The sequence below is a fragment of the Stella humosa genome (genome assembly GCF_006738645.1).
In the GTDB taxonomy this organism is placed as follows: domain Bacteria; phylum Pseudomonadota; class Alphaproteobacteria; order ATCC43930; family Allostellaceae; genus Allostella; species Allostella humosa.
Genome location: NZ_AP019700.1, coordinates 1,169,522 through 1,190,622 on the forward strand (window position 1 = coordinate 1,169,522; position 21,101 = coordinate 1,190,622).

The following is a 21,101-nucleotide window of genomic DNA, read 5'->3' on the forward strand; positions in this document are numbered from 1 at the left end:
CAACAGTTTGTTCGGGCGGCACGCTATCACGACCGCCCGCGCCGCGGCGTGACAAGATCGCCGGCCGCGGCTATCGAAGGCGCCCATGCGCTTCTTCTTCTACGGCACCCTGCTCGACGCGGACCTGCGCCGCACCTTGTGCGGCCCGGCCGCGGACGCCTGGACCCTGGCGCGGGCGGAACTGGCCGGCTATCGCCGTGGCCGCAGCCGTGGGCGCACCTACCCGTTCCTGGTGGCCGACCCAGCCGGCGTGGTGGCGGGCGTGGTGGCCGACGGGCTCGATGCGACCGCGGCCGCCATCCTCACGCTCTATGAAGGCAGCGGCTATCGGCTGGCGCGGCTGGCGCCCGCGGGTGCCGACGGGCCGGTCGATTCCTGGGTGTTCCTGCCGCGGCGCCGGGTGGTGGCTGACCTGTCCTGGATGCTTGACGACTGGGTTGTACGCCACAAGGCGCCGACGCTGCTGCGGATCGCAGCCTGGCGGGCGGCCTTGCCGGCAGCCGAATTGGCGCAGGCGGAACTGCGCTGGCGTGGGCGCGGCCAGACAGGAGGCCCGGCCGCGTAGCGTGACGGTCAGTCGATCCGCGCGAAGGAGGACGCGCCGGGCGGCACGATCGCGCAGGGGAAGGTGCGTTCGCCCAGCAGGCGGCATACTGCGCGTGCGTCGCGCTCCTCCAGCCCGACGAAGCGGGCGCGGAACAGCCGGTCGTCCTGCGCCATCACCGAGGACGCGCTGTCGCGCAGCTTGATCGCCTTCTTCTGGGCAAGCTTCAGAGCGCGGGCGGCGGCGTCGCGGCTGGCATAGGCGCCGACCTGCACCGACCAGCCGTCGCCGCCATCCTCGCGCCACCCGGCGGCCTGGGCGATGCGGCCGGCGGCGTCGTTGCTGACGACGACGAGACGCAGCGGCTCCGACCGGCCCAGCACCGGCAACGTACCGAGCGAACGAACGGTACTGGCCGTCGATGGGCTGGAGGTGGACGGGTTGGATGGCGGCGGGCTGGCAGACGCCATCGCGGCGGATATGTTCGCCGGAAGCTGGAGCGTGTGGGGAGGGGGCGCGACCGGGCTCGGCGTCGGCAGGATCGGCGTGATGGCCACGGCCGGGCTGGCCAGGGCGGCCATCACCGGTGACGGCGGCGGCAGGACGGGGACCACCTGGGGCGCCGACAAGGCGCTATGCAGCACCGGCGGCGTGGGGGCCGGCTGCGGGATGACAGCCGGTGCTGCCGCCAGCACGGGTGCCGTCGTCAGGGTCGTGTCGCGCAGTTCCGGCATGCTGGGCGGCAGGACTGCGATCCGCGGCTCGGACCGGCGGCTCGGCGCCTTCTGGAAGCCGGCATCGAGCAGATCGGCCATGCGCAGGTCGCGGGCCGAGGCGGAGTTGCCGCCCATCACCACGCCGATCAGGCGGCGGCCGTTGCGCTCGGCCGAGGCGACCAGATTGAAACCGGACGCATTGACGAAGCCGGTCTTGATCCCGTCCAGCCCGTCGAACTGGTCGAGCAAGCGGTTGTGGTTATGGTAGAAATTGCCGCGAAAGGTGAAGCCGCGGGTGGCGAACAGGGGATAGTATTTCGGGTGGTCGCGCAGCAGCGCGCGGGCCAGCACCGTGAAGTCGCGCGCCGTCGTGATCTGGCGCGGATCGGGCAGGCCGGAGGCGTTGCGGAAGGTCGTGCTGGTCATCCCCAGGCGGCGCGCGCGCACCGTCATCATCTGGGCGAAGGCACTTTCGGAGCCCGACATCGTCTCGGCGATGACGGTGGCGGCGTTGTTGGCCGACTTGGTGATGAGGCCGAGGACCGCCTCCTCGACCGTGATCGTCATGCCGGGGCGCAGCGGCAGGCCCCAGGGCACGGTCGAAGCGAAGGTCGATACCGGCATCGACTGGTTCATCGACAGGCGGCCGCGTTCGAGCGCCTCGAACACCAGGTAGAGCGTCATCATCTTGGTGATCGACGCCGGGTGGCGCGGCGCGTCGGCATTCGCCTCGTGCAGGACTTCGCCCGTGCGGGCGTCCAGCACGATCGCGGCATAGCGTTCCCGCACCGGCTTGGTCGCCTTGCGGCGCGGTGCCGCTTCTGCCTGGACGGTCACCAGCGTGATCGCTGCCGCCAAGAAAAGAGCCCCTACGCGTCCCCAGATCGCCACGATCCGATGCCCCCCGCGCACCATCGTTCCGTCGATCACGATTCCTTAACGTCTTCCTCACCACGAGTCTACGCACACATGGCGATACCCGTGATATTGATGGCTTTTCCTGGTTCTCGCGCGACCGGGTCTTGTAGTGGCCCAAGGTGGATCCGGCGGTGAAGCGCCCACAGACGGACGACTCGATCCTGGCCGCGGCCGAGCGGCTGCACCGCGCCGGCCGCCTGGACGAGGCCGCTGCGGCCTACCGTGCGGTCCTGGGCGCGCGGCCCGCCCATGCCGTGGCCTGGCATCGGCTGGGCATCGTTGCCCTGCAGGCAGGGCAGCCGGCCGCCGCCCTGGCGCCGCTTGGCCGGGCGATCGAACTGGCGCCGCGCGATGGCGCAATGCGCCACGATCTGGGCCACGCCCTGGCCGGCCTCGGCCGGCTGGAGGACGCGGCCGCGGCCTGGGCGGAGGCGGGGCGGCTGGCGCCGCGCATGGCGTCCGCCCATGCCAACCGCGGCACGGCGCTGGCGGCGCTTGGCCGCTTCGCCGACGCCGTACCCGCTTTCCGTGCCGCCCTCCAGGCCGACCCCAACCATCGCGATGCCTGGCTCGGCCATGCCGACAGCCTGTTGCAGGCGGGCCGGCCGGCGGAGGCCCTGTCGGCCCTCGACCGGGCGCGGGTCCGGCTTGGCGCGCACCCGGACTTTGCCGTCGTCCGCGGCCTGGCGCTGCGCCGGCTGGGGCAGGGACCGGCCGCACTTGCCCTGCTGGAAGAGACGGTGGCTTTGGCCCCGGCCCATGCCGGCGCCTGGGGCGCGCTCGGGCTCGTGCGCCTGGATGGCCGCGACGATGCCGGCGCGGCCGCGGCGCTGGAGCGCGCCGAGGCGCTGGACCCGGGCAGGGCCGACGTGCCCTTCAACCGCGCGACCGCCGAACACAACCGGGACCGGCTGGGCGACGCGCTGGCGGCCCTCGACCGGGCCGTCGCGCGGGCGCCGGCCTTTGCCGCGGCCCACCTCCATCGCGGCTATGTCCTGCTGGACCATGGGCGGCCGGAAGAAGCGGGCGCGGCCTTCGAGCGGGTGCTGGCGATCGAGCCCGCCCATGCCGCGGCCGGCTCGGCCCGGCTGTTCGCCCTCAACTATCTGTCCGATCGCGATGGCGGCGAGGTTGCCGCCCTCCACCGCGCCTGGGGGGATGCCGTTGCGGCCGCCGTGCCGGCGACGGCTCCCGCCACCCTCGACCGCGATCCCGACCGCCGCCTCCGGATCGGCTACCTGTCGGCCGATTTCCGCGCCCATTCCGTCGCCTGGTTCCTGGCCCCCCTGCTGTTCGCTCACGATCGCGACCGGGTGGAGGTCATCGCCTATGCCGATGTCCCCGCCGGCGGGGACGCGGTGACGGCGCGCCTGCACGCCAACTGCGACCGCTGGCGCGACATCCACGGCATGGACGACGATGCGGTGGCCGGCCTGATACGCGCGGACGCGGTCGACATCCTGGTCGATCTGGGCGGCCATACGGCGCACAGCCGCCTGCCGGTCCTGGCCCGCCGGCCGGCGCCCGTCCAGGGGACGTGGCTCGGCTATCCCAACACGACCGGCCTGGCGGCGGTCGATTTCCGCGTCACCGACGCCATCGCCGACCCGCCAGGCATCAACGACGCGCAATATTCCGAGCGGCTGGTGCGGCTCGACCGGCCGTTCCTGTGCTACGACCTGCCACCGGACGCGCCGCCGCCGCGCGTGCCGGGCCAACCCGTCACCTTCGGCTCGTTCAACGTGCCGGCCAAGATCTCGCCCGAGACGGTGGCGGCCTGGGCGGCGATCCTGGCGGCCGTGCCGGGTGCGCGTCTGTTGCTGAAGGCGCGCGGGCTGGACGACCCCGCGACGGCCGAACTCTGGCGTGGCCGCTTCGCCGCGGCCGGGGTGGACCCCGGCCGCCTGTTGCTGCGCGGCCGCGTCTCCTCGCCGGCCGGCCACCTCGCCCAATATGGGCTGGTCGACGTGGCGCTCGATCCCTTTCCTTATAATGGGACGACCACGACCATGGAGGCGTTGGCGATGGGCGTGCCCGTCGTGGGGCTGGCGGGCGACCGCCATGCGGCGCGGGTCGGTGCTGCCATCCTGCGGCCGCTGGGGCTGGAGGGCCTGCTCGCGGAGGATGTGCGGGGGTACGTCGGCATCGCGGCTGGCTTGGCCGCCGACGGCGCCATGCGCGCGCGTCTCCGGGCCGCGCTGCCGGGCCGCTTGCGGGCCTCTTCCTTGTGCGATGCGGCAGGTTTTGCAGCCGCCATGGAGGCCGCCTATCGCGCCGAGTGGCATCGGCGGGTCGCCATGAAATCCTAGGTTTTTCGGCTCGATGCGACAGTTCGTCGCGTTTTGCTGCACTGCACCATACACCCTTGACGCTGGTTTCTTTCGCCCGATATAAGGCACTCGTGTTGCAGTGCAGCATGGGCGGTCGAGACACCGCCGGCACCGCTGCGGAACGATCAACCGAGCGCAATCGGCAAGCCCGAGGGAGAACAATATGAACCCGAAGACCAAGGCGGCCGCGGCCGCGGTGGACGAGATGACGAAGCCCGTCGAAGCCAACTTCGCCGCCGGCAAGGACATGGTCGAGAGCTTCGTGAAGGTCGGCCAGGAAGCGGCCCAGAAGGGCTACGAGCAGGCCGTGACCATGACCAAGGACCAGGTCGAGAAGGCCCGCACCGCCGTCGCCAAGGGCGTCGACGAGATGAGCACGCTGGGCAAGGACAATGTCGACGCCGTCGTACAGGCCGGCACGATCTACGCCCGTGGCGTGGAAGTGATCGGCAAGGAAGTGATGAGCTATGCCCAGGCGCGCATGGAATCGAACATGGCCGCGATGAAGGCGATGCTCGGCGCCCGCACCCTGAAGGAACTGGTCGACCTCCAGACCGAGTTCGCGCGCAGCACCTTCGACCAGATGGTCACCGAGACGACCAAGCTGTCGGAGATCGGCGTGAAGGTGACGAACGAGGCGTTCGCGCCCATCAACGCCCGCGTCAACCAGGTCGTCGAGAAGATCACGAAGTCGGCCGCCGCCGCCTGATCCTTTCGACAGCACCGGTTTCGAACGGCCCGGCGGGACCCCCGCCGGGCCGTTTTCGTTATGGATGCATGCGCGCCCCGCGGCGGCCGCATGGCAGGGTTTTAATGCGGCGCAGCACCGAGCCTCTTTTCCCGCGCCGCCGGAACGCAATATGATTCCCCGGACGAGGAGACATACCGGCCTTCGATCCCCATCTGGAACAAGCCGGCCCCATTCGGATCAGCCGGAGAGGACCATGCCGGATGCATGAAAAAGGCGCGGGCGCAGGCGAACAGCCGGTCCGCGGGATCTGATGAGTGACAATGAGCGCCGCGGCAACGACGGGTCGGTAACCGGGGTGGTCGTCAAGACCAAGCCCAAGACCAAGAAGCCGTCCATGTACAAGGTGCTGATGCTGAACGACGACTACACGCCGATGGAGTTCGTCGTCCACGTGCTGGAGCGGTTCTTTTCCAAGACGCGCGAGGAAGCGACGCGCATCATGCTGCACGTCCACCGGCGCGGCGTCGGCATCTGCGGGGTGTTCACCTACGAGGTCGCCGAGACCAAGGTGACGCAGGTGATGGATTTCGCCCGCCAGCAGCAGCATCCCCTGCAATGCACCCTCGAGAAGGAGTAGCCCATGCTGTCGCGCAATCTCGAGGAAACGCTGCACCGGGCGCTCGCCAACGCCAACGAGCGCCGACACGAGTACGCCACCCTGGAACATCTGCTGCTGGCCCTGACCGAGGATCGCGACGGCGTCGCCGTGCTGCGTGCCTGCGGCGTCGACCTGGAGCGCCTGCGCCGCGAGCTGGTGGAGTATCTCGACAACGAACTGTCCAACCTGGTCAGCAGCCGGCTCGAGGATGCCAAGCCGACGGCCAGTTTCCAGCGCGTGCTGCAGCGTGCGGCCATCCATGTGCAGTCTTCCGGCCGCGAGGAGGTGACGGGCGCCAACGTGCTGGTCGCCATGTTCGCCGAGCGGGAATCCCACGCGGTCTATTTCCTGCAAGAGCAGGACATGACCCGGTTCGATGCGGTCAACTACATCTCCCACGGCATCGCCAAGGTCCCCGGCAAGGGTGAGACCCGCCGGGTCCAGGGCGCGGACGAGGATGCGGCGGCGGAGAAGGTCGTGAAAAAGGGACACGAGGCGCTCGACGCTTACTGCGTGAACCTGAACAAGAAGGCACGCAACGGAAAGATCGACCCGCTCATCGGCCGCGAGGCCGAGGTCGAGCGCACCATCCAGATCCTCTGCCGCCGGCAGAAGAACAACCCGCTCTATGTCGGCGATCCCGGTGTCGGCAAGACCGCCATCGCCGAGGGGCTGGCCCGGCGCATCATCCAGGGCGAGGTGCCCGAGGTGCTGCGCGAGGCCGTCATCTACTCCCTCGACATGGGCTCGTTGCTGGCCGGGACGCGCTATCGCGGCGATTTCGAGGAGCGGCTGAAGGCGGTCCTGGGCGAACTCGAAGCGATGCCCCACGCCATCCTCTTCATCGACGAGATCCACACGGTGATCGGCGCCGGCGCCACCAGCGGCGGGGCGATGGACGCCTCCAACCTGCTGAAGCCGGCCCTCGCCAGCGGCACCATCCGCTGCATCGGCTCGACCACCTACAAGGAATACCGCAGCTACTTCGAGAAGGACCGGGCACTCGTCCGCCGCTTCCAGAAGATCGACGTGAACGAGCCGTCGCTGGAGGATTCGGTGAAGATCCTGATGGGGCTGAAGCCCTATTACGAGGACCATCACCGGGTGCGCTACACCAACGACGCGATCAAGGCCGCGGTCGAGCTGTCGGCGCGCTACATCAACGACCGCAAGCTGCCCGACAAGGCGATCGACGTGATCGACGAGACGGGGGCGGCCCAGATGCTGGTGCCCGAGAACAAGCGCAAGAAGACGATCGCGGTGAAGGACGTGGAGGCGGTGGTCGCCAAGATCGCCCGCATCCCGCCCAAGACCGTGTCGCGCGACGACGGCGCCATCCTGCGCACGCTGGAGCGCGACCTGAAGACCCTGGTGTTCGGCCAGGACAAGGCGATCGAATCCCTGGCTGCCGCCATCAAGCTGGCCCGCGCCGGCCTGCGCGAGCCCGAGAAGCCGATCGGCTCCTACCTCTTCTCCGGCCCGACCGGCGTCGGCAAGACCGAGGTGGCGCGCCAGCTCTCGCGCGTGCTGGGCATCGAGATGAAGCGCTTCGACATGTCGGAATACATGGAGCGCCACACCATCTCGCGGCTGATCGGCGCGCCGCCCGGCTATGTCGGCTTCGACCAGGGCGGCCTGCTGACGGATGCCATCGACCAGCATCCGCACTGCGTGCTGCTGCTGGACGAGATCGAGAAGGCCCACCCGGATCTCTACAACATCCTGCTGCAGGTGATGGATTACGGGAAGCTGACCGACCACAACGGCAAGATCGTCGACTTCCGCAACGTCATCATCATCATGACGACGAATGCGGGGGCGGCCGAGATGACCAAGTCGGCCATCGGTTTCGGCAGCACCGTGCGCCAGGGCGAGGACGAAGAGGCGATCAAGCGGATGTTCACGCCGGAGTTCCGCAACCGCCTGGATGCCACCATCGCCTTCCAGCATCTGACGCCCGAGATCATCGCCCAGGTCGTCGACAAGTTCGTGGCCCAGCTCGAAGGCCAGCTCGGCGACCGCCAGGTGGCGATCGAGCTCGACGACGCGGCGCGCAAGTGGCTGGCCGACAAGGGCTATGACCGGCTGTACGGCGCCCGTCCGCTGGGTCGCACGATCCAGGAGTACATCAAGAAGCCGCTGGCCGACGAACTGCTGTTCGGCCGCCTCGCCAAGGGCGGAACCGTGCGCATCGGCGTGGCCGACGGCCAACTCGTGTTCACCTATCCGGACGAGCCCAAGCGCCGCGACGACGATGCGGCGCCGAAGGAGCCGGAACTGGTCGAAACCCGCTGAGCGGCGGGCCTGCACAAGACGGATCGGCCGGGGCGGAAGTCCCGGCCGAATTCGTTTGGGCCGCGCGGGCCGCGTTCCCGGACCTGCCGCCCGGCCCACCGCAGTGCCTGGCCGGCGGCGGCGCCTCGCTCGTGCTGCTGTTCGGCGGCACCGACATCGTCCGCATCCCCCATCATCCCCTGGTGGCCAGCCGTTTCGAACTGGCTCGTCGGGCCGTTGCCATCCTGCGCGACCGGCTGCCGGTCGCCATCCCGGAACCCCGTGCGCATGCCGGCCCGCCGGCGCTGGAAACCTATCCCTTGCTGCCCGGCCGGGCGCCGCGGCCTGCCGACGCCGGGCCGGCGCTCGTTTCCGATCTCGTGGGCTTCCTGGTGGCCCTGCACGGCACGCCACCGGCGCTCCTGGCCCAGGGCGGCATCGTGCCCGGGTTCTGGGCGGATTTCCTCGACCATGCCGCCCGCCTGTCCGCCGACCGCGTACCCGATGCCGGCGTCCTCGCCATGATCCGGCGCGACGTGGCGGTGGCGCGTGATACCGATGGCGCCCTGCCGGCGACGCCCGTCCACTACGACCTGCACCCGGGCAACATGCTGGTCGCGGGCGACCCGGCCCGGCTCGCCGGCGTGATCGACTTCGCCGACCTGTCGATCGACGACCCGCACTGGGACTTTCGCCACCTGGGTGACCTCGGGCCAGAATTCCTGTCGGCCGTCATCGATGGCTACGAGGCGGCGACCGGGCGGTCGCTGTCGCGGGCACGCATCGGCCGGCTGGCCAATTGCCGGCGGGGGCTCGACCATGCCAAGCGTGCCCTGCTCGATCGTCTCGGATCGGGCGCGACGAGCGGTTGCACGGTGCCGCCCGCCACCCCATCCTGACGGGCGGACGGCGGATCGACGATGGAGCGGGACTAGGCGATGGCCACGGGACCAGGGCGCGCCGCGACAGCGGGCGGGCGCGATCGACGGGTGCTGCTGGGCATCCTCTTCATGTGCATATCGGCGATGATCTTTCCGTTCATGAACGGGCTGGTCCAGATCCTCAGCCGCGACTACCCGTCGGAGCAGATCATCTGGGCGCGCACCGCCTCGCACCTGCTGGTCGCGCTGCTGTGGCTGCTGCCGAGCCAGGGCGTGTCAGCGCTCCGCACCCGCCGGCCGTGGCTGCAGATCCTGGGGTCGGTCTGCCTCATCACCTCGACGGCGATGTTCTTCATCGGGGTGAAGAGCGTGCCGCTCGCCAAGGCCGCCGCCATCAGCTTCACCGCGCCGTTCTTCGTGGCGCTGCTCGCCTGGCCCTTCCTGGGCGAGCGCATCCGCGGCTCCCGCCTGCTGGCCGTCGCCATCGGCTTCGCCGGGGTGCTGGTCGTCATCCGCCCGGGGCTGGAGGTGGTGCAGTGGGCCTCCGTGCTGATCGTCGGCAGTGCGGCCTGCTACGGCGTCTATCAGGTGGTGGCGCGCCGCGTGGCCGGCCATGACCGGCCGGAAACTTCGGTCATGTATTCGGCACTCGTCGGCACCATCATCATGTCGGCCATCGTCCCCTGGGTCTGGGTGACGCCGAAGACCGGGCTCGATGCCCTGATGATGGTCGGGCTGGGCGTGCTGGGCGCCAGCGGCCACTATTGCGTCGTCCGCTCGCTCGCCTATGCCGAGGCGAACATCGTCTCGCCCTTCCAGTACGCCCAGATCGTGGGCTCGGTCGCGATCGGCTGGGCCATCTCCGGCCTGCTGCCCGACATCTATACCTGGATCGGCTCGGCCATCATCGTGGCGGCCGGCATCTATATCGCCATCACCCAGACACGGCGGACGCCGGCGGCCTCGGCCGTGTTCACCGAGCGGCCGATCCGGCCGGATTGACGGTCAGGCCCGGCCGGTCAGCTCCCCCAGCGCCCGGTCGATGATCTCCAGCCCCTGGTCCAGTTCGGCGCGGGTCACGGTCAGGGGTGGGGCCAGTTTCCACACGGCACCGCTGGCCGGGTCGCGCGCGGCACCCGACTGGGTCGTCTGCAAGCCCAGTTCGTAGCAGCGGCGGACGAGGGCCGGGGCCAGTGCTGTCGCCGGCTTCTTCGAGGCGCGGTCCTCGACCAGCTCGACGCCGACCAGCAGGCCCAGGCCGCGCACGTCGCCGATCGTCTCGTAGCGCTGCTGGAGGGCGCGCAGCCCGTCCATGAAGTAGGCGCCGTCCGCCTTGGCCTTGTCGACCAGCCGCTCGGCCTCGATCAGCTTCAGGATCGTGAGCGCGACCCGCGCCGGAAACGGGTCGGAGATGTGCGAGGTGTAGAAGTGGAAGCCCTTGGCATGGACGTCCGCCTCGATCGCGGCACTGGTGATCGTGGCCGCCAGCGGCAGGCCGCCGCCGAGCGACTTCGACAAGGTGAGGATGTCGGGCACCACGTCCTGCTGCTCGAACACGAAGCGCGAGCCGAGCCGGCCGAAGGCGGTCTGCGCCTCGTCGAAGATCAGCAGCAGGCCGCGCCGGTCGCAATGCTCGCGCAGGCGCCGCATGTAGCCCTCGGGCGGCACGACGATGCCGCCGGCGGCCAGGACCGGTTCGCAGATGACGGCCGCAAACGCGCCGACCGACTGCATGTCGGCCATCTCGAAGCCGACATCCAGGCAGGTGGTGTCGCAGGTGCCGGCGCAGTGGCGGATGGGGCAGCGATAGCCGTTGGGCGGCGGCAGGGCCATGGTGCCCGGCATTGCCGGCCCGTAACCCTTGCGCGCGCCGGAATAGGTGCTGGCGTTGGAGGCCGCCGTCATGCCGTGCCAGGAATGGCCCATGGCGATGATCTCGAACCCGCCGGTATGCAGCTTGGCGATGCGGATGGCGGCCTCGTTGGATTCGCTGCCGGTCGACAGGAACATGGCCTTCTGCAAGGTGGGCGGCAGCATCCCCGCCAGCTCGACCGCCAGCTCGACCACGGCCGGCGACAGCATGTTGGAATAGAGGTGGAGCGGCTCGCCCGCGGCGTCGCGCATCGCCTGTACGACGGCCGGGTGGTTGTGCCCGATCGTCGCGCACATCTGGCCCGAGGCGAAGTCCAGGATGGCCCGGCCGTCCGCGTCATGCACGAACGACCCCTCCGCCCGGGTGATCATCCCCGGCAGGAACCCCCCGCGGGTGTAGCGGATGAGATGATCGGCGACGTCGCCGCTCCAGGGGCCGAAGGGCACAGCGTCGGTCATAGGGGTTACCTTCCGGGCAGGGCGTCTGCCCCGATGATGGCTCGGGCGATGGCGATTTTCCATGGCTTCGCGCGCGCGCTTTGATTCGGATCAAGGCGGGAGCGGCCCATGCCATACTAGGAGTGCGCGATCGACGCTTTCCGGTGGGGGACTGACCACCGTCGGAAGCCGGCCTGCCCGATGCCAGCCTGGACGATGGAGCACGGAATGCGGTTGCCACAGTCTTGCAGCGCGCCTGGATCCGCCGACGGCACGGGTGCGCCGGCCGTGCCGCTCTGGCCGGCGGAGTTCCGCTGGGGCGCCTCGACCTCCGCCTATCAGATCGAAGGGGCCGCGACGGCCGACGGCAAGGGCCCGAGCATCTGGGACGTGCGGTCGCACATGCCGGGTCGAATCACGGGCGGCGATACCGGCGACGTCGCCTGCGACCACTATCACCGCTACCGCGAGGACATCGCCCTGATGGGCGAGATCGGGCTCGATGCCTACCGCTTCTCGATATCCTGGCCCCGGGTGCTGCCGCAGGGCCGCGGGCAGGTCAATCCAGCCGGGCTGGATTTCTACGACCGCCTGGTCGACGGGCTGCTCGCCGCCGGAATAGAGCCATGGGCCTGCCTCTATCACTGGGATCTGCCCCAGGCCCTTCAGGATCAAGGGGGCTGGGTCGCGCGCGACAGCGCCGGCTGGTTCGCCGACTATGCGGTGCTGATCGCGCGCCGTCTCGGCGACCGGGTGAAGCGCTTCGCCACCTTCAACGAGCCGTCGGTCTTCACGCTGTTCGGCTATGTGATGGACTGGCAGGCACCCGGGATCATGGACAGGGCCTCCTATCTGGCCGCCATGCACCACGTCAACTTGGCCCACGGTGCGGCGGTCGACGTGCTGCGCGATCTGGTGCCAGGCGGCCTCGTGGGTGCGATCCACAATCGCCAGCCCTGCCTGCCGGTCAGTCAAGCCGAGGCGGACAGGGAGGCGGCGGCCTTCTTCGATGCCTGCTGGAACAGGGCCTTCCCGGATGCCCAGATCCTGGGAACCTATCCGTCCGCGCTGATCGACAAGGTGGCGCCCTGGGTCAAGGCCGGGGACCTCGCGCGCATCTGCCGGCCCGTAGACTGGCTCGGGCTCAACCACTACTCGCCCATCTACGCCCGCGCCGACCCCGAAGCGATCCTGGGCTTCGGCTGGGGGTCGCCGCCGGAAGGCCGGCCCCAGACCGATGTCGGCTGGGTCATCGACGCCAACGCCTTCCGCGACACCCTGATAGACGTGCATCGAACCTATCGCCTGCCCATCTACGTGACCGAGAACGGCTATGGCGGCACGGATGCGCCGGATGCGACGGGTGCCGTCCAGGATCCGGAGCGCGTCGGCTATCTTGGCGCCTATATCCATGCCATGGGCGAGGCGATGGCGCGGGGCGCGGACGTCCGTGGCTATTTCGTCTGGTCGCTGCTCGACAACTTCGAGTGGGGCTCGGGCTATTCGCAGCGGTTCGGCATCGTCCATGTCAACTACCCGACGCAGCGCCGCACGCTGAAATCCTCTGCGCGCTGGTATCGCGAACATATCCGCACCAGCCGTGTCCCGACGGCTTTCGCCTGACCGCCGGTGACCGACGGCCCGGTCCTTGAGCCATTGCCGGAAGCGGCCACGCCCGCCGACGCGGCCGGCGACGCGCCGGGCGGAACCCTTCTTCGCTTCGTGCGCCTGGGCGGCGCCTACTGGAACGGCGCGGATCGCTGGAAAGCCCGCCTGCTGACCGCGCTGCTCGTGGTGCTCGGCATTCTCCAGGTCCTTCTCGTCATACGCTTCAATCTCTGGAGCGCCGACCTTTTCGACGCGCTCGAGCGACGCGACGCCCGTCAGGTGCTGATCCAGGCGCTGGTGTTCGCTGCCATCGTCATTGCCACCATGCTGGTCAATGCGGCCCACCTGGAAGTCCGCCGGCGCCTGCAGATGGGTTGGCGGCACTGGCTGACGATGCGGGTTGCGGATGGCTGGCTGGATCGTGGCCGGCAGCACCAGCTGGCGCTGGTGCCGGGGGCACCCGGCAATCCGGATGCGCGGATCGCCGACGATATCCGCCTGGCGACCGAGGCGACGATCGAACTGGCAAATTCCCTCTTCTATTGCCTGCTGCTGCTGGTCAGTTTCGTCAGCATCCTGTGGGGGCTGTCCGGTACGGTGACCCTGGCGTTGGGCGGCATCACCCTGGAACTGCCCGGATATCTCGTCGGCCTCGCCCTCGTCTACGCGGCAGCGGGCGTCGCGGTGGCCTTCCTGCTCGGGCGGTCGCTGGTGCATGTGACCGACCTCAGACAAAGCGCGGAGGCCGGCTACCGGTTTGGCTTGGTCCGCGACGTCGCGCAGGCAGAGGAGATCGCCCTCCTCGGCAGCGAGGCCAACGAGCGCCGGCGCTTGCGCAACCTGTTCCGGGCGATCACCGCATCCTGGCAATTGCAGACGCAGGGACTGCGCCGTCTGACGCTGTTCACGTCGGCCTATGGAACGATGGCGGCGATGTTTCCGGTCCTGGTCGCGGCCCCGCGCTACCTCGCGGGCGAGCTGACGCTGGGTGGTCTCATGCAGACGGCCCAGGCATTCCAGCAGGTGACCGCCGCCTTGTCGTGGCCCGTCGACAATTTTCCGCGCCTGGCGGAGACGATGGCTTCCATGGAGCGCGTGCTGGCGCTCCAGGCGGCATTGGATACGATCGAAGCGGAGGCAGCCCGTCCGGGGATCGCCATCGACGTCGTGGCGGCGAGCGGCGGCACGCTGACATTCCGCGACCTGACCATCGCCGATGCCGGCGGCGCGATCCTGTTCTCGGGCATCTCTACCGATATCCATCCAGGGGAGCGGGTCTTGCTGCTGGGCGATCCGAGGCTGGCGCGTGCGCTGTTCAAGGTCGTGGCACGCGTATGGCCGTGGGGGCGGGGGCGGGTGGAACTGCCCGACGATGCGGCGATCCATTTCCTGCCATCGTCGCTCCATCTGCCGGCCGACACGTTGCGCGCGATCCTGGCCTATCCCGATGATCCCGAGACACTCGACGGGCTGGCCTGCATGCGGGCGCTGGCGCGCGTCGGGCTGGAGGATCTGACCGCCCGCCTTGATACGCCCGACGACTGGATGCTCCAGCTCGATGCATCTCAGCGCCAACGGATCGGGTTCGCGCGCATCCTGCTGAAGCGGCCCAGCTGGATCTTCCTGGAGGAGCCTGGTGAGTCGCTGGATTCCGGGACTGAGCTCGCTCTGATGCAGGTGATTGCCGAAGCGCTGCCGTCAGCGACCCTGCTGACCGCGTCCCACCATGCCGAGCTGGAGGCCTTCTACGGCCGCACGCTCCGCTTTGAACCGGCGGCAGACGGCCGCGTCTTCGTGCGGGACAGCGGCGAGCGCGCCGCCGGCGACAAGGCTGCCCCGCGCTGGCCGGCCATCGAGGTCATTCGCCGTGGCTTTGGCGAAGATCCGGGCTGAATGGCCGGTCTGTGGCACAGCTCATGATCCGAACCCGCCGTCCGGCTGACGCGGACCGAACACGCGGGCCAGATCCCCCTCGTCGAAGGCGGCCGGCAGCGGCAGTGTCCCTTGCCGCGGCGGCCCGCGCCGGAAGCGGATATCCCAGGCGGAGAAGCCGGATACGAAGAACCGCATGCTGCCGCCACCGCGCCGGTCGCTGCCATCGGGCGCGATCGCCTGCGGGTACCAGATCGCACCCTGGATCAGGGTCCGCGGCGGTGTCCAGCCGGCGGGATTGCCCGCATCGCGGTTGAAGGACACCGCGACCCCCCGCTGGACCAGCGTGCGTTCGCCGTCATGGGTGCGGTTGAGCAGCATGACGAACTGGTCGATATCGAGGTTCTCATGAACGGCCGGGCCCCAGTGGGCGTCCGGGCTGGCGTGGCGCCACCCGAGCCTCGGCCGAATGAGCGGCTGCGGCGGGAAGCGATGGCGCGGCTGCCACCCCGCGTCTGTCCACCAATCCAGCGCCCCGCCGGGGGCATCGCGATCGCCGATCGGATAGCGGGCGACAACGATTCCCTGGGCGGAATCGTCCGCATGGTAGCTGGTCAGGTGGATCAGGAAGAATCGTCCGGAGCGGTCGGGGACGACCGTAAAGTCGCCGAAGCCGCCACTGAACCAGCCATTGTCGAAGCTGCAATCGATCTCGTCCGGTCGCGGCGTCAGCACCGGACCCAGATCCTGCCAGGTCACGCCGTCGTCGCGGGACCGCAGCGCGCCAATCCGGTAGGTAACCGTCGGCTGCGGGCAGGGTGCGGGCGCCTCGCAGTGATACCATCCGTAGAGCGTGGCATCCGGCGCCCGCCAGATCGATTCGACCCATTTTCCGGCGCGAGGGTCCGGGTCGTTGAGGATGCGGATCGCCGCGCCAGCTTCCCGGAAATGGAACGGTGGCCGACCCACCCGCCGGTAGCTGTGGCCGATCGGCGTGAAGTGGGCCGGCAGCGCCAAGATCGTGCCGCCCTCGGTCAGGACCGGGGTATTGCAGTCTGCCCGGCGAAGGGGCGGGCCGTGCAGCCGCAGCGGCGATGCGTCCCGCCACTCGACATGCACGTCGGCGTCGCGATCCCAGAGGATCGCACGCCACGGCCCGGCCACCTCGGTCAGACGCCGAAGTTCCAGTGTATTACCGCCAGGTGGTCCTCGACCGAGCGAATGCCCGGCATGGTCTGTGCGGCCACCACCATGGCCTTGCGTTCCGCGTCGTTGCGCACCGCACCCCACAGATGGGCGACGCCGCCGGACACCAGTACATTGAAGGTGGGACTCTGGGACCAGGGCTGCTGGCGGATCCGGTCGAGCAGATGCTCGCGCAGGAGCGAATCTCCCGCCTCACCGGGATCGGGCTCGACCTTGGCCGGGGTGCCGTGGGTGGCGATCGCCTGGACGAAGTTGGCCCGGCTGACGATCCCGCAAACCCGGCCCTCGTCGACGACGACGACGCGCTTGATGCGATTGTCCTCCATTAGTCCGGCGACCTGGTCGAGCGGGGCGTCCTTGCCGACCGTGACGACCTTGCGTGTCATCACCGCGGCCGCGGTCGGCCCCTCGTTCTTGACGTACTCCGCCGCCAGCGCCTCGGGATCGGAGACGAACCGCATCAGCCAGGACCGCTCGCGCTCCGTGCCGATCTCCGGCCGGCGCATCAGGTCGCTTTCGCTTACGATGCCGACCAGCTGGCCCCCTGCATCGACGACAGGGGCAGCCCCGATCCGCCGGTCGACGAGCAGGCGGGCGATGCCGGCGATGCTGGTCTCGGGGGCGACCGTGTGGACGGTCGTGGTCATCACGTCTCTGGCGCGCATCATGCTCCTCCTGGGGCAATCATGCTCGGCCAGGGCATCGGGCCGGGCCGAACGCAAGGAGAAACTAAGCATTCGGGATGATCCGTCGCGTTGATCCACCTCAAGACGTGGGCGAGAAAAGACGCGCTGAATGACCTCCGTTCATGCAGGAGGCGATACCATGACGATGCGTCATCTGAGCGACATGGTCCGCAATCGCGCACCGCTTGTGCTCGACCAGCATGCTAGCGTCGCCGACGCCTGCCGGTGCATGCGCGACCGCGGCGTGGGCGCTGTCATCGTGGCCGATGGGGAACGCCGGTTGCTGGGGATATTCACGGGGCGCGATGCCGTCTGCCGGGTCCTGGCGGATGGATTGTCGCCGGCCGATGCCGTCCTCGCCGACGTCATGACCCCCGATCCGGCGACGATCCCGGCGGACGCCACGGCGATCCAGGCGCTGCGGCTGATGGCCGATGGCGGCTTCCGTCACCTGCCCGTCGTGGCCGACGGCCGGGTCGTCGGCATTGTGTCCCGGGGCGACTTCCGCGGCCTGGAACAGGCGCGTCTGGACGAGGAGGGCGAGATCTGGGAGCGGCTGTAGGCCCGCGCCTGTCCGGCGACTGCAGGTCGACCTTCATGTTCATCCCCACGAGGAAGCCGCCGCGGGTTTAGCGATCAGGCGATTGGCGATGTCGCCGATCCCGGGGCCGAAGGGGCATCTGCCGGCGTGCGAATGATGCGTCGCCCCGCGGGCCGATACCGGACTCCAAGATTGAAACCATCGTGCCGAACTCGCTTCCGGATCGGCAAACGTCGATGGAGAGGGTACTGTCGTGGCACGCGAATGGAGACGGAATCCAGTGAGACGTCCGGGTAGCGACCCCACCGACGCCAGCCCTGCCCGCGCCGGGCCTGTCGCCGGCGCCGCACCGTCGATCGGGCATGTTCCCCGGTCCGCCGCGGTCTTCCGATTGGAGTGCGTGACGAACGTTCATGATTGTCTACTTGTCCACGTCCAACCATGGCTACACGGTCGGTAAGTACCTGGCCGGCCCCGGCGCCCATCTGGCTGGCCGGCTCGTGCACCGCACCTATGTCGAAGTGCTGACCGGCGGCGCCGCGCTTTCGGGTCTGGTTCCTGCTACCTGGATATTCTCGGATATTGAGCGGCTGCTGCCCGCCCTGGTGCCGGACGTGCTGGCGCTGTGGCGGCATCTCGGCACCCGCGGGTGCCGGCTGCTGAACCATCCGACCCTGGCGCTGCGGCGCTACGAGTTGCTGCGCCTCCTCCACCATCGCGGCATCAACGACTTCGACGTCTACCGGGTGACCGACCGGCGCCGGCCCCGGCGCTATCCGGTGTTCCTGCGCCGGGACAACAACCATTCCGGCCCGCTTTCCATCCTGCTCGAGGATGCGGCGGCCCTCGACCGGGCGGTCGAGGGCCTGCGGGGGCGGGGCTGGCCGCTGCAGAGCGTCATCATCGTCGAATTCTCCGACACGGGAGACGAGGCCGGGGTCTATCGCAAGTACGGCGCCTTCCGCGTCGGGCCGGCCATCGTCCCTGCCCATGTGGACGCCAGCCGCGACTGGTCCGTGAAGGACGACGTGCTCGACATGGCAGGCGACCGTGAGCGCGAGTTCCACTTCATCGAGCACAATCCCTGGGAGGCGCCGATCCGGCGGGCATTCGAGCTGGCGCGGATCGACTACGGCCGGATCGACTTCAGCCTGCGCGGCGACGGCAGCATCGTCGTGTGGGAGATCAACACCAACCCGCTGATCGCATTCTCGGAAGAGGACGAAGCGAGCCGCGCGCTTGCGGCCCGCTTCATGCCCTGCATGACGCAGGCGATCGAGGCGCTCGACCGCTGATTGGCTGGCCCGGCCAACCCGGTCAGGCGCCGAAGTTCCAGCGCACGACCGCCAGATGGTCCTCGACCGCGCGGATGCCGGGCAGTGTCTGGGCGGCGACGACCATGGCCTGGCGTTCCTCGTCGTTGCGCACCGCCCCCCACAGATGAGCAACGCCGCCGGACACCAGGACGTTGAACGCCGGCCCTTGCGACCATGGCTGCCGGCGGATCTTGTCGAGAAGCTGGTCGCGCAGCGCGGCATCGCCAGCGTCGCTGGCTGCAGCCTCGACCCTGGGCGGCGCGCCATGGGTGGCGATGGCCTGGACGAAGTTGGCCCGGCTGACGATCCCGCACACTCGGCCTTCGTCGACGACGACCACCCGCTTGATGCGGTTGTCCTCCATCAGCCCGGCCACCTCGTCCAAAGGCGCGTCCGGCCCAACGGTCACTACCTTGCGCGTCATGACGGCCGCCGCCGCGGGACCCTCGCTCTTGACGTATTCCTCGGCCAGGGCCTGCGGATCGGAAAGGAAACGCATCAGCCACGACCGCTGGCGCTCCGTGCCGATCTCCGGCCGGCGCATCAGGTCGCTCTCGCTGACGATGCCGACCAGCCGGCCGGTCGCTTCGACGACGGGGGCGGCCCCGATCCGCCGGTCGACGAGCAGGCGGGCGATGTCGGCGATGCTGGTCTCGGGGGCGACCGTGTGGACGGTCGTGGTCATCACGTCTCTGGCGCGCATCATGCTCCTCCTGGGGCAATCGCCGCCGGCCGTCACCAACGGCCGGCTCCAACGCACCGCGAAGCACAGCACCGGCGGCGAATGGCCGCCTTGATCCATGTCAACGGGAAGGTCGTGCCGTGCGCCTACTTCGCGGCCGCCTTCCCGCGTCCAGCCTTGGCCGCCGGCCGCACCGCCGTGCCGCGCTTCAGGTCGACCTTCACGCCATAGTCGCGGAGTGCCGCCTTCGGACTGACGAAGCCCTCGCGGACATCGGCCAGCACGCGCGCCGGATCGCGCTTCAGCGGGTCGCCGAAGCCACCGGCGCCGGCCTCGCGCACGGTCAGGCGGGCGCCGGCCTGCAGTTCGACGCGGGCCTTGGCGTTGATCGGCGTGCCGTCGATCGCATGGACGCGCATCGACCCCTCCTGGCCCTTGAACAGGCCGCGGGCCGGGAACTGCGTCCGGTTGCCCATGCCGAGCAACGTCATGGTGGAGCCGCTGTCGTTGCGCACCACCACCTCCTGCCCCATGCCGCCGCGCCACTGGCCCGCACCGCCGCTGTCGGTCAGCAGTTCCTTGCGCTCGATGGTGGTGCTGGTGATCGTCTCCCAGATCTCCACCGGCACGACCGCCATGTTGGACGGGTGCGGCACGGTGGGGACACCGTCGGTGCCGTCCAGCGCGCCATAGCCGCCGGCGGCGAAATAGATGGTCGACACGCCGCGGCCGTTGCGGTGGCGGCCCTGGAAGGTGACGAGGTTCATCATGCCGGAATCGGCCTGCACCCGGTCGGGTGCGGCCTTGGCCAGCGCGCCATAGATCAGCGGCACGACGAAATGGCCCATGGCGTGGCGCCCGCCGGTGGCGAACGGGGGTTGGGCGTCGAGGATGCAGCCCTTGGGCGCGGACACGGTGATCGGCACCGCCATGCCGCCATTGTTGGGGATGGTCGGCAGCGTCAGCGTCTTGACCGAATAGAGCGACATGGCGCGCGTGTAGCAGAAGGGGACGTTGATGCCGGCGCGCACGCATGGCCCCGTGCCGTCGAAATCGAGATGGACGCGGTCATCCTCGATGTCGATGCGCACGGCGAACTTGATAGGCCCGTCCAGCCCCTCCAGCTCGATCTTGTTGCGATAGGTGCCGGGCTTCAGGGTGGTGCGGATGCGATCGCGCATGGCACGCTCGGCATGCTCGCGGATGGCGCGCGACAGCGGTCCCAGATCCTCGATGCCGTATTCGTCCATGAACTCAAGCACCTGGCGGCCGCCAACCTCGTTGCAGGCGACGTTGGCCATCAGGTCGCCCACCACCTGCTCGGGCACGCGCACGTTGGTGCGGATGATCTCGATCAGGCGCTCGTCGACCCGGCCTTCCTCGGCCAGCTTGCAGATCGGGAAGCGCAGGCCCTCGTGATAGATCTCGGTCGCCGACGAGCCGAAGCCGATGCCGCCGATGTCGGGCAGGTGAGTGATGCTCATGGTGTAGGCGACGATGCGGCCGTTGCGGAACACGGGCCGCATCAGCGTCACGTCGAACAGATGGCCGGTGCCGAGCCAGGGGTCGTTGGTGAAGATGACGTCGCCGGGCTTCAGCGTCTCGGCCGGGAAGCGGTCCAGCATGTGGCGCGCGGTGACGGGCGCGCTGGCGATGAAGATGGGCACGCTCATGGTGCCCTGGGCGATCGAGTTGGCGTCGGCATCCAGCACGACGCAGGACAGGTCGTAGCTTTCCGACACGATGGTCGAGAAGGAGCTGCGGACCAGCGTCGAGACGATCTCGTCGGTGATCGAGATCAGCCGGTCCCAGAGGATGCCGAGGCTGACGGCGTCGAAGGATTCCCGGGCGCGCTTGGCCATCGCTGC

Annotated in this window: 17 protein-coding genes; 11 read left to right on the forward strand and 6 right to left on the reverse strand. The window is 69.3% G+C overall.

Annotation, left to right across the window (positions count from 1 at the left end; all coding sequences use genetic code 11):
- Positions 1 to 85: 85 nt before the first annotated feature.
- A complete protein-coding gene (locus tag STVA_RS05590) occupies positions 86 to 565 on the forward strand; it encodes a gamma-glutamylcyclotransferase family protein (protein ID WP_123689569.1) in 480 nt (159 codons plus the stop codon).
- Positions 566 to 573: 8 nt separating this feature from the next.
- Here the strand turns inward: STVA_RS05590 and STVA_RS05595 are convergent, their stop codons facing one another.
- The gene (locus STVA_RS05595; RefSeq protein WP_170216442.1) at positions 574 to 2,118 is read right to left on the reverse strand and encodes a D-alanyl-D-alanine carboxypeptidase; all 1,545 of its coding nucleotides are present in this window, start codon (positions 2,116 to 2,118) and stop codon (positions 574 to 576) included.
- Between the two features lie 191 nt (positions 2,119 to 2,309).
- On the opposite strand from STVA_RS05595, the gene STVA_RS05600 reads away from it, so the two are divergent.
- From STVA_RS05600 to STVA_RS05625, 6 genes are all read left to right on the forward strand, one after another.
- A complete protein-coding gene (locus STVA_RS05600; RefSeq protein WP_170216441.1) occupies positions 2,310 to 4,487 on the forward strand; it encodes an O-linked N-acetylglucosamine transferase, SPINDLY family protein in 2,178 nt (725 codons plus the stop codon).
- A gap of 184 nt (positions 4,488 to 4,671) precedes the next feature.
- Positions 4,672 to 5,217, forward strand: coding sequence for a phasin family protein (locus tag STVA_RS05605; protein ID WP_123689566.1), 546 nt, complete (start codon positions 4,672 to 4,674; stop codon positions 5,215 to 5,217).
- A gap of 292 nt (positions 5,218 to 5,509) precedes the next feature.
- A complete protein-coding gene (clpS, locus tag STVA_RS05610; RefSeq protein ID WP_123689565.1) occupies positions 5,510 to 5,836 on the forward strand; it encodes an ATP-dependent Clp protease adapter ClpS in 327 nt (108 codons plus the stop codon).
- 3 nt (positions 5,837 to 5,839) lie between these two features.
- Positions 5,840 to 8,152 (forward strand): ATP-dependent Clp protease ATP-binding subunit ClpA, encoded by a 2,313-nt coding sequence (gene clpA / locus STVA_RS05615; RefSeq protein WP_123689564.1) that lies wholly within the window; start codon positions 5,840 to 5,842, stop codon positions 8,150 to 8,152.
- A 131-nt stretch (positions 8,153 to 8,283) separates the two neighbouring features.
- Positions 8,284 to 9,030 (forward strand): phosphotransferase, encoded by a 747-nt coding sequence (locus STVA_RS05620; protein ID WP_170216440.1) that lies wholly within the window; start codon positions 8,284 to 8,286, stop codon positions 9,028 to 9,030.
- A 39-nt stretch (positions 9,031 to 9,069) separates the two neighbouring features.
- The gene (locus tag STVA_RS05625; protein ID WP_123689562.1) at positions 9,070 to 10,014 is read left to right on the forward strand and encodes a DMT family transporter; all 945 of its coding nucleotides are present in this window, start codon (positions 9,070 to 9,072) and stop codon (positions 10,012 to 10,014) included.
- A 3-nt stretch (positions 10,015 to 10,017) separates the two neighbouring features.
- Here the strand turns inward: STVA_RS05625 and STVA_RS05630 are convergent, their stop codons facing one another.
- A complete protein-coding gene (locus STVA_RS05630) occupies positions 10,018 to 11,343 on the reverse strand; it encodes an aspartate aminotransferase family protein (protein WP_123689561.1) in 1,326 nt (441 codons plus the stop codon).
- Positions 11,344 to 11,610: 267 nt separating this feature from the next.
- On the opposite strand from STVA_RS05630, the gene STVA_RS05635 reads away from it, so the two are divergent.
- A complete protein-coding gene (locus STVA_RS05635; RefSeq protein ID WP_245978300.1) occupies positions 11,611 to 12,945 on the forward strand; it encodes a GH1 family beta-glucosidase in 1,335 nt (444 codons plus the stop codon).
- Positions 12,946 to 12,951: 6 nt separating this feature from the next.
- A complete protein-coding gene (locus tag STVA_RS05640; RefSeq protein WP_123689559.1) occupies positions 12,952 to 14,823 on the forward strand; it encodes an ABC transporter ATP-binding protein/permease in 1,872 nt (623 codons plus the stop codon).
- Positions 14,824 to 14,844: 21 nt separating this feature from the next.
- Here the strand turns inward: STVA_RS05640 and STVA_RS05645 are convergent, their stop codons facing one another.
- The gene (locus STVA_RS05645; RefSeq protein ID WP_142235673.1) at positions 14,845 to 15,819 is read right to left on the reverse strand and encodes a hypothetical protein; all 975 of its coding nucleotides are present in this window, start codon (positions 15,817 to 15,819) and stop codon (positions 14,845 to 14,847) included.
- Between the two features lie 152 nt (positions 15,820 to 15,971).
- Positions 15,972 to 16,676, reverse strand: coding sequence for a CBS domain-containing protein (locus STVA_RS05650; RefSeq protein WP_170216439.1), 705 nt, complete (start codon positions 16,674 to 16,676; stop codon positions 15,972 to 15,974).
- Between the two features lie 157 nt (positions 16,677 to 16,833).
- On the opposite strand from STVA_RS05650, the gene STVA_RS05655 reads away from it, so the two are divergent.
- A complete protein-coding gene (locus tag STVA_RS05655; protein WP_123689556.1) occupies positions 16,834 to 17,256 on the forward strand; it encodes a CBS domain-containing protein in 423 nt (140 codons plus the stop codon).
- Between the two features lie 392 nt (positions 17,257 to 17,648).
- Positions 17,649 to 18,530 (forward strand): hypothetical protein, encoded by an 882-nt coding sequence (locus STVA_RS05660; RefSeq protein WP_123689555.1) that lies wholly within the window; start codon positions 17,649 to 17,651, stop codon positions 18,528 to 18,530.
- Positions 18,531 to 18,552: 22 nt separating this feature from the next.
- On the opposite strand, the gene STVA_RS05665 is transcribed toward STVA_RS05660, so the two are convergent.
- Both STVA_RS05665 and STVA_RS05670 read right to left on the reverse strand, forming a co-directional pair.
- Positions 18,553 to 19,257 carry a CBS domain-containing protein gene (locus tag STVA_RS05665; protein ID WP_170216438.1) on the reverse strand — a complete coding sequence of 235 codons (705 nt, stop codon included), beginning with the start codon at positions 19,255 to 19,257 and terminating at the stop codon, positions 18,553 to 18,555.
- Between the two features lie 122 nt (positions 19,258 to 19,379).
- On the reverse strand, positions 19,380 to 21,095 hold the full coding sequence (locus STVA_RS05670) for a hydantoinase B/oxoprolinase family protein (protein WP_123689553.1): 1,716 nt from the start codon (positions 21,093 to 21,095) through the stop codon (positions 19,380 to 19,382).
- Positions 21,096 to 21,101 lie beyond the last annotated feature (6 nt).

Excerpts from the sequence above, each read along its gene's own strand:
- STVA_RS05590 (WP_123689569.1), top strand. The coding sequence starts at position 86 with ATGCGCTTCTTCTTCTACGGCACCCTGCTCGACGCGGACCTGCGCCGC.
- STVA_RS05630 (WP_123689561.1), bottom strand. The coding sequence starts at position 11,343 with ATGACCGACGCTGTGCCCTTCGGCCCCTGGAGCGGCGACGTCGCCGAT.
- clpA (WP_123689564.1), top strand. The coding sequence starts at position 5,840 with ATGCTGTCGCGCAATCTCGAGGAAACGCTGCACCGGGCGCTCGCCAAC.
- STVA_RS05655 (WP_123689556.1), top strand. The coding sequence starts at position 16,834 with ATGACGATGCGTCATCTGAGCGACATGGTCCGCAATCGCGCACCGCTT.
- STVA_RS05605 (WP_123689566.1), top strand. The coding sequence starts at position 4,672 with ATGAACCCGAAGACCAAGGCGGCCGCGGCCGCGGTGGACGAGATGACG.
- STVA_RS05625 (WP_123689562.1), top strand. The coding sequence starts at position 9,070 with ATGGCCACGGGACCAGGGCGCGCCGCGACAGCGGGCGGGCGCGATCGA.
- STVA_RS05660 (WP_123689555.1), top strand. The coding sequence starts at position 17,649 with ATGATTGTCTACTTGTCCACGTCCAACCATGGCTACACGGTCGGTAAG.
- STVA_RS05665 (WP_170216438.1), bottom strand. The coding sequence starts at position 19,257 with ATGATGCGCGCCAGAGACGTGATGACCACGACCGTCCACACGGTCGCC.
- STVA_RS05670 (WP_123689553.1), bottom strand. The coding sequence starts at position 21,095 with ATGGCCAAGCGCGCCCGGGAATCCTTCGACGCCGTCAGCCTCGGCATC.
- clpS (WP_123689565.1), top strand. The coding sequence starts at position 5,510 with ATGAGTGACAATGAGCGCCGCGGCAACGACGGGTCGGTAACCGGGGTG.
- STVA_RS05650 (WP_170216439.1), bottom strand. The coding sequence starts at position 16,676 with ATGATGCGCGCCAGAGACGTGATGACCACGACCGTCCACACGGTCGCC.